The sequence below is a fragment of the Hyella patelloides LEGE 07179 genome (genome assembly GCF_900659865.1).
In the GTDB taxonomy this organism is placed as follows: Bacteria; Cyanobacteriota; Cyanobacteriia; order Cyanobacteriales; family Xenococcaceae; genus Hyella; species Hyella patelloides.
On the sequence record NZ_LR214040.1, the window covers coordinates 2,241 to 9,594 of the forward strand.

6 protein-coding genes are annotated in these 7,354 nt (G+C 35.5%); 4 read left to right on the forward strand and 2 right to left on the reverse strand.

The genetic code is table 11. From position 1 onward, the window contains the following. The 3 genes from mutT to H1P_RS27565 all read left to right on the forward strand — a co-directional run. The coding region (mutT, locus tag H1P_RS27555; protein ID WP_144873773.1) for an 8-oxo-dGTP diphosphatase MutT at nucleotides 1–395 on the forward strand (395 nt) is incomplete at its 5' end. Nucleotides 396–411: 16 nt separating this feature from the next. After that, complete coding sequence (locus H1P_RS27560; protein WP_144873763.1) at nucleotides 412–1,602, forward strand: response regulator; 1,191 nt, start codon at nucleotides 412–414, stop codon at nucleotides 1,600–1,602. A gap of 358 nt (nucleotides 1,603–1,960) precedes the next feature. After that, nucleotides 1,961–4,408 carry an EAL domain-containing protein gene (locus H1P_RS27565; RefSeq protein WP_144873765.1) on the forward strand — a complete coding sequence of 816 codons (2,448 nt, stop codon included), beginning with the start codon at nucleotides 1,961–1,963 and terminating at the stop codon, nucleotides 4,406–4,408. 12 nt (nucleotides 4,409–4,420) lie between these two features. On the opposite strand, the gene fabG is transcribed toward H1P_RS27565, so the two are convergent. Further along, a complete protein-coding gene (fabG, locus tag H1P_RS27570; protein WP_144873767.1) occupies nucleotides 4,421–5,116 on the reverse strand; it encodes a 3-oxoacyl-ACP reductase FabG in 696 nt (231 codons plus the stop codon). A gap of 53 nt (nucleotides 5,117–5,169) precedes the next feature. Then, nucleotides 5,170–5,292, reverse strand: coding sequence for a hypothetical protein (locus H1P_RS39060; RefSeq protein WP_281291244.1), 123 nt, complete (start codon nucleotides 5,290–5,292; stop codon nucleotides 5,170–5,172). Nucleotides 5,293–6,144: 852 nt separating this feature from the next. Between H1P_RS39060 and H1P_RS27580 the strand changes: the two genes are divergently transcribed. After that, nucleotides 6,145–7,149 carry a serine/threonine protein kinase gene (locus tag H1P_RS27580; RefSeq protein WP_144873769.1) on the forward strand — a complete coding sequence of 335 codons (1,005 nt, stop codon included), beginning with the start codon at nucleotides 6,145–6,147 and terminating at the stop codon, nucleotides 7,147–7,149. The last annotated feature ends 205 nt before the right edge of the window (nucleotides 7,150–7,354 follow it).

Here is a 7,354-nt window from a genome sequence, read left to right on the forward strand (position 1 = left end):
ATAAAAAAATCGGAGTTGGGATTATTCACAACGAGCGAGGACAAATTCTCATAGATCGCAGACTAGCTGAAGGTGAAATGGGCGGTTTGTGGGAATTTCCTGGTGGAAAAATTGAACCCAACGAAACTATTAAAGAATGTATCAAAAGAGAAATTAAAGAAGAGTTAGGTATTGAAATATTAGTGAGAGAATCTTTGATCACTATTGAACACCAGTACCCTAAGTTCAAAGTGACGCTGTTTGTTCATCACTGTCAGTACCTTCAAGGTACACCCCAAGCCATTGAATGCGAGGAAGTTCGCTGGGTAAATCTTCTAGAGCTAGATAAATATACTTTTCCTGAAGCTAACTATGAAATTATAAATCTTTTAAAATCTTCTGTTCAGAAATACTGACAAAACCTTAAATAAGATGACTTTGATATCCTCCTCTGAAGACCTGGTTATTCGAGAATTTACTAGCCTAAAGCAAATCAGATTCTTCAAATCTCTTCAAGAAGCTGGCATTACGGGAAAGTTGACCTTTATCAATCTTAAAAAGGGTTTTGAATGGTATTTCTATCTTCATTTGGGTCAGATTATGTACGCTACTGGTGGAGAGCATCCGTTTCGACGCTGGGAGAGACGTATGGTGTCTAAGTTACCAAATGTATCTTTTAATCTGATAGCGTTAGAGCAAGAATTAGGCGATCGCGCTGAAGATTTTGGGAATAGTCTTTGGGAATATGACAAGCTCTTGTCCTTGTTTGAACAGAAAAAAATTACTCGTCAGCAATCAAGTGATTTTATTTGGTCAGTCGTTAGTGAGATTCTTTTTGACATTACCCAAGGAAGAGAGGTTTTATGTACTTTAGAAAAAGACTCAACTTTATTTCCTGCGTTGGATTTAATTGAACCAAAAAAAGTTATTGAGTACACTGACTCGATTTGGCAACATTGGCAAAAAGAAAAAGTTGCCGATCGCTCTCCTAACTTGGCGGTTGTGATTTTACAACCAAAACAGCTACAAGAGAAAATCTCTGGTTCAATTTATGATAATATTTGCCAGTTACTAGATACTAACAAAACGTTAAGAGATTTAGCTCTACACTTAAAAGCTTCTCCTTTAGAGGTCACAAAATCTTTAGTCCCCTATATTCAATCAGGAGTTTTAGATTTAGTCCCTATCCCCGATTTGTTAAACAGTGATAATTTTAACGGAGTAGTTAGTCCTCTGAACCATAAAAAGCATTTAATTGCCTGTGTTGATGACAGCATTATGACATCTCACATGATGGAAGAAATTATTTCTGTTGCAGGTTATCGCTTTATCGGGTTTAACGATCCTATAAGAGCGATCGTTCAACTAGCAGAGCATCAACCAGACGTAATTTTTTTAGATATTGTCATGCCAAAAATGAATGGTTATGAACTATGTACTGAGTTAAGAAAACAGCCAAATTTGGCAGAAACTCCGATCGTATTTTTAACTAGTAATGATGGTTTTGTTGACCGTTTGAAAGCAAAAATGACTGGTGCAACAGATTTTATGACCAAAACAATAGATGCAGATCGTCTACTGAGAAAGGTTATGGAGCATTTACCCTCAAAAGAAAAGCAGTAACGATTAGTATTGCAATTTAAATTAAGTGATATTTTTAACTCTGTCTTTATAATCTCTTTGATGTTTAAAGCATATTTTGGGAACAATAAACTAGAAAGTCTTTATTAAAATATAGCAACGATTGATGGTTGCCAAGTATGCATTTTGATTTTGCTAAGAGCAATCTTAATCATAATTACTTTATAAAAATACACTGAACTATCAAGATAGGATAAATAAACGTAATAATTCCCTTTAGTAATTATTGATTAGAGAAAAATACAGATAAAATACATACTATTACTAAGAAGTAAAAAATCTGTATATCAACAATAGTTAACTTTAGCAATCTATCATCAGAGATTATACCGTCAGTATAATGAACCAACCTCACTCAAGTCATCATATATTAACTATCGAAGAGCCGAGTTTTAGAAAAACAGTCATTTTAGAAGAAGCAACCTATTCTTTGGGTCGTCATTCTAACAATGATATTATTCTTGCTGTTCAAAAAGTATCTCGTCATCATGCTACCCTTTTGCGTAGAACAGATGTCAAAACCAATAAATATTCTTATTGGATATTAGATGGTGATTTACAGGGTAACAGAAGCCGTAATGGAATTTATATTAATGGCAGACAATGCTTAGTTCATGAACTAAAACATGGAGATGTCATTAAATTTAGCCGAGAAATTCAAGCAAAATATCAAATTTTATCTGATGTTGCTCAAACTAAAATTAAAGATGAATCTTTTGTTTCTACAGTAGAAGTAGAAGTAGAAGTTGCTTCTCCAATTAGCGATCGCGAAACTTTATTAAATAAAGAAACTCTAATTAATTCTCAAGAAGAGCTTCCTGCTTCTAATAGTGCTGAACTACTAAGACTATCATCTTTTGCTGAATTAAGTCCTCAAGCAATTATAGAAGTCGATCTCGAAGGAAATCTTACTTATGCTAATTCGACAGCAGGTTCACTCTTTAAGCACGAAGAAAATAGCCATCCTTTAATTGCTGATTTGCCTGCTAGATGCAATCAGAAAAATATTTCTTATACTAGAGAAGTTCAAATTAAAAATAATTATTATCAGCAGTATTCTTATTATTTAGTAGAGCAAAAATTAATTAGAAGTTATCTTACTGATATTACTAGACAAAAAAGAATTGAAAACAAACTTGAAGAACAAGCAAAGCAATATAAGATAATTTTTGAAAATAATTTTTACGGAATTATTATTATTAGCGCACATAGCAGAAAAATCAGGGAAATTAATAATATTGCTTGTAAATCTCTAGGCACGACAGAATTAGAGATGGTCAATAACTACATAGAAGATTTTGTTCTCAATCAAGAAAAGCTAGTTGATATTTTGCAACAAATGCTTGCAGATCAAAGAGATTACTCTGGTACATTGATCTTAAAAACTCAAGACGGAAATTTAATTAATACAGAATTAGAAATCAGATTAATCCATTCTGAAATCGAGCCAAAATTTTGTTTTACAATCAAAAAAGAAAATAATATTGCTTTCACTTTACCCAAGGATAAAGTAAGTAGTTTGCCTCGCCTTAAGGTATTAAAAAAACAATTAGGAACTGCGATCGCTAATGCCGATAGAAATCAAAAATTATTAGCAGTTTTGGCGGTTGAAATTAACAACTTTGCCAATGTTAGGGGTGCTATTAGTAAAGAACAAAAAATTATTTTATTATCCAGCTTTTCGGAAAGATTAAAAGCTTGTTTGCGTTTTGGAGATACGGTAGCCTACAACGACGAAGATAAATTTTCGATTTTAATGCAAGAGATTAGCACCATTCAAGAAATAGCTAAAATTAGCCAAAGAATTGTGGATTCTTTACAGCAGCCATTTAAAGTAGGAGAGCAACAATTAAGTATTACGGGAAATATTGGTATTGCCGTATATCCCCAAGATGGAGACGATCCAGATACTTTACTAAGTAATGCTAATTTGGCTCTCGAAAAAATATCCGAATCAGAAAATTGTTTTTATCAATTTTATAACTCAACAATGAACTCTCAAAACTCAGTGACACTAAAACTAGAGAGTTTTTTACATGATGCTTTAGAAAAAGACGAATTCATTCTTTATTATCAACCACAAATTAATGTTAAGAGTGGTACTATTCAAGGAGTAGAAGCTTTATTACGTTGGCAACATCCTGAATTAGGCTTAGTTTCTCCTACTAGCTTTATTAACTTAGCAGAGCAAACAGGATTAATTGTTCCCATTGGTCAGTGGGTTTTAAAAACTGCTTGTCAACAAAATAAAATATGGCATTCTCAAGGATTTCCTCCTCTAAGAGTTTCTGTTAATCTTTCTCCACTACAGTTTAAACAGCCTGATTTTCCCTTAGTAGTAAGTCGTATTCTAGAGGAAACCCAATTAAAACCCAACTTGTTGGAATTAGAAGTCTCTGCCAGTACCGTAATGAAAGATTTAGAATATTCCTACCATATGTTGTCTCAATTACAGAGTCTGGGAGTATATATTTCCATTGACGACTTTACTACCAGCTATGCTTCTTGGGAGCGGTTGAAACATATTCCTTTCGACACTTTAAAAATTAACCGAGATTTTGTTCGTCAACTAAAAAACGATCCTCAAGACCTAGCTATTATTTCTGCTATGGTATCTTTAGGAAGAGGTTTTAACTTGAGAGTTGTTGCCGAAGGCGTAGAAACCCTGCAACAAATCGAACTACTGAGAAGTCAAAATTGTGAGCAAATGCAAGGTTTCTGGTTTAGTCGTCCTTTAGCAGCAGAAGAAGCTACTAAATTACTACCTTTTGATTATAACGTGCTTTAAATATTGTAAACATCAAGCATCTCCATACACAGGAATTGCTGCACCACTAACATCTTGAGACGCTTCTGAAGCCAAAAAACAAATCACTTTAGCTAACGATGCTGGCTTGACCCATTGATTGGCGTTTTCTTCTCCCATAGCCTCACGGTTTGTAGGAGTATCAATAACGCTAGGTAAGACCGTGTTGGCGGTAATATTAAATTTTTGGGTTTCCTTAGCGATCGCTTGAGTGAGAGCAACTACACCTGCTTTGGCAGCAGAATAGGCTGCTAGTTGGGGTGCGGGGTCAACTGCACCTCTAGAACCGACAGTGACAATTCGACCGTAATTATGTTCTCGCATTGACTGAAGAGAGTGTTTGCAGGTTAAAAAAGTAGTTAGTAAATTAATATTAAATGTTTTGTGCCAATCGTCTAAAGAATATTGATGGATTTCTCCCATGTCAAATCCTCCTACCAAGTGAATCAAAACCTCAACCTTTCCCATGTCTTTGACGATCTGGCTGACGTTACTTTCTTTGGTTAAGTCGGCTTTTACCAATGTTACTTGCTCTAGCTGCTCTTGAGTAAGCATTCCTCGAACCGAATCGGCATATCTTTCTTTGAGGTAGGGAATAACAACGGAAGCTCCCTGAGAAAGAACAGACGGCAAAATTCCCCGTCCTAAGCCACCAGTTCCACCAGTTAAGAGAACTTTTTTGTCTTTCACTTCTTATTACTCCTTTGACTTTCTTAGGAATTAATACCTTATACTTACATTATCTACTGAAAGCTAATTTCAGAAGAGCAAAAGAGGAAAAACGGCTCTACTATTTTCTTCTTAGCGATCGCTCTTTCTCCCGTTACCCCGAAGGAAAACATAGACAAAGTAGGACAGACTTCCATAGTGTAAGGGTTGTGAGCCGATAGTTTTTTGCCAATGCTACCAAAATTACCCCAAAATTCAGTACTTTAATACTGTTTTTTAGCTCTAAAATAGGGGAATTTTGTGAGGTCGCGTTGCCTGGGGTTTCCCCAGGCACTCGTGACGACCGTCCAAGTCTGTCCTACTTTGTACTAGTTTATTGGACCCCCGATCGCCCTTTCTGCGGGAATAGTTATGTTATCTACAAGTAAAGTTCCCGATTGATTACCCCGTAAACCGAGGGCATCCCATTTTTTAGGTTCGGCTTGCACTTCGTCAGCATAAACTAAAAAGCAAGATAAATCAGAATAATCCCCATCAAAGATTTAAAGTTTTTTTTAAAGCTGTAGAGTTTTGTTATTTATTTTAAAATAAAAGCGATTTTATTTAGCAAAAGTATAACTAGGTACACTTGTGATATCAAGTTATGACTCTTTGATAAATGCCAAAGGAACAAGGAACAAAGAACGAGGAAAACCTTCGTATAAGCGTATCTTAAGGGCGCAAGTCCTCAATCCTCTTTCCTTAAGTAACCTAATTATTTTCCTTGATTACTCCATTTTTCTAACCAGATAAGGTTTAAAATCTTGAAAATACTTAATTTTTTATTAATGAAGAGCTTAACACCGCACTTTATCTATTAAAAGTATCATTAAGTCTACAGAAATTCGTCTTAGAATTAAATAAATATTCATAACATGAGTGGTAAAAACCCATAGATGGAAAAAAATCAAGGTTACGATGGTAAAATTCAATCGGGAAAAACAAAACTGACCGAATTATCCATAAACCAAAAAAATGTCTATCAGAATGTTTTGTAGGAGTTAGATTGTATGACCACCAGGGTGGCTGGTGTTCTCAGTCCAGGTGTGTTACTGGCTAGTGGAGAATATCAAGTTTCTAGAGTTTTAGGACAAGGAGGGTTTGGTATTACCTATCAAGGGGTAGATACAAAACTTAATCGGGCAGTAGCTTTGAAAGAGTTTTTCCCCGAAGGTTGTTGGCGAGAAGGGACAACGGTGGTTTCAGCTGGTAGATGGGACAAGTCTACCTATACCGATGCTAAAGAACGATTTCTTTTAGAAGGGCAAACTTTAGGGCAATTTAATCATTCTGGTATTGTCAGAGTATTTTATTATTTTGAAGAGAATAACACCGCCTATATGGTGATGGAATATTTAAAAGGCAAAACCCTCAGTGAGCTATTAAAGTCAAAAGGCGGTACACTTCCAGAATTCGATGCTCTTAACTACATTCAGATTATCGGACAAGCTTTAGATATAGTGCATCAAGCCCAAATGTTACATCTGGATATTAAACCAGAAAACATTATGTTGGCAGAAGATGGACGAGCAGTTTTGATTGATTTTGGTGCAGCTAGAGATTTTGCAGGGCGCAACACTACTAGATTTACAACTTTGTTGACTCCTGGATATGCTCCTTTAGAACAATATGGTCAATCTCTACAATGCGCTGACCATACTGATATTTATGCTTTGGGCGCGACTTTGTATCATTTGGTGACAGGAAAAGTCCCCGTATCCGCAATTGAAAGAGCAGCAGGAGTACCTCTGAAAACAGCACAAAAAATGAATTCACAAGTCAGCGATCGCACTTCTTGGGGAATCGATCGAGCAATGGCAATGAATATTAACAAACGTCCCCAATCTATCAAAGAATTTCTCGATTTGTTGTCTTTAGACACTTCTATTTTAAATTCAACATCACACAGAAAAATTAGCTTTTATCAATCGACTCAAAATCCTTGGGAAATTTTTGATTCTCTAGATTCTCCAGAAAGCTCTGATTCTTCCAGTAATGGAGATCGCTGGTTTTGAGATTTCCCATTTGTCATTTATCATTAACCGTTAATCATTTATTGGTTCTATTAACTGTGATCTTTTCCCGTAGCTTGAACCCTATTTTGCCCAACTATCTATGAAACTAAAAGATATCAAAATAACCATGCTAGGTACAACTGGTGCGGGAAAAACCAGTTACCTTTTGGGAATGTATGCAGCTATGCAAAGTGGGATGAGAGGT

Coding starts and splice junctions, on each gene's coding strand:
- H1P_RS27560 (WP_144873763.1), top strand. CDS start 412: ATGACTTTGATATCCTCCTCTGAAGACCTGGTTATTCGAGAATTTACT.
- H1P_RS27565 (WP_144873765.1), top strand. CDS start 1,961: ATGAACCAACCTCACTCAAGTCATCATATATTAACTATCGAAGAGCCG.
- H1P_RS39060 (WP_281291244.1), bottom strand. CDS start 5,292: ATGGAAGTCTGTCCTACTTTGTCTATGTTTTCCTTCGGGGTAACGGGA.
- H1P_RS27580 (WP_144873769.1), top strand. CDS start 6,145: ATGACCACCAGGGTGGCTGGTGTTCTCAGTCCAGGTGTGTTACTGGCT.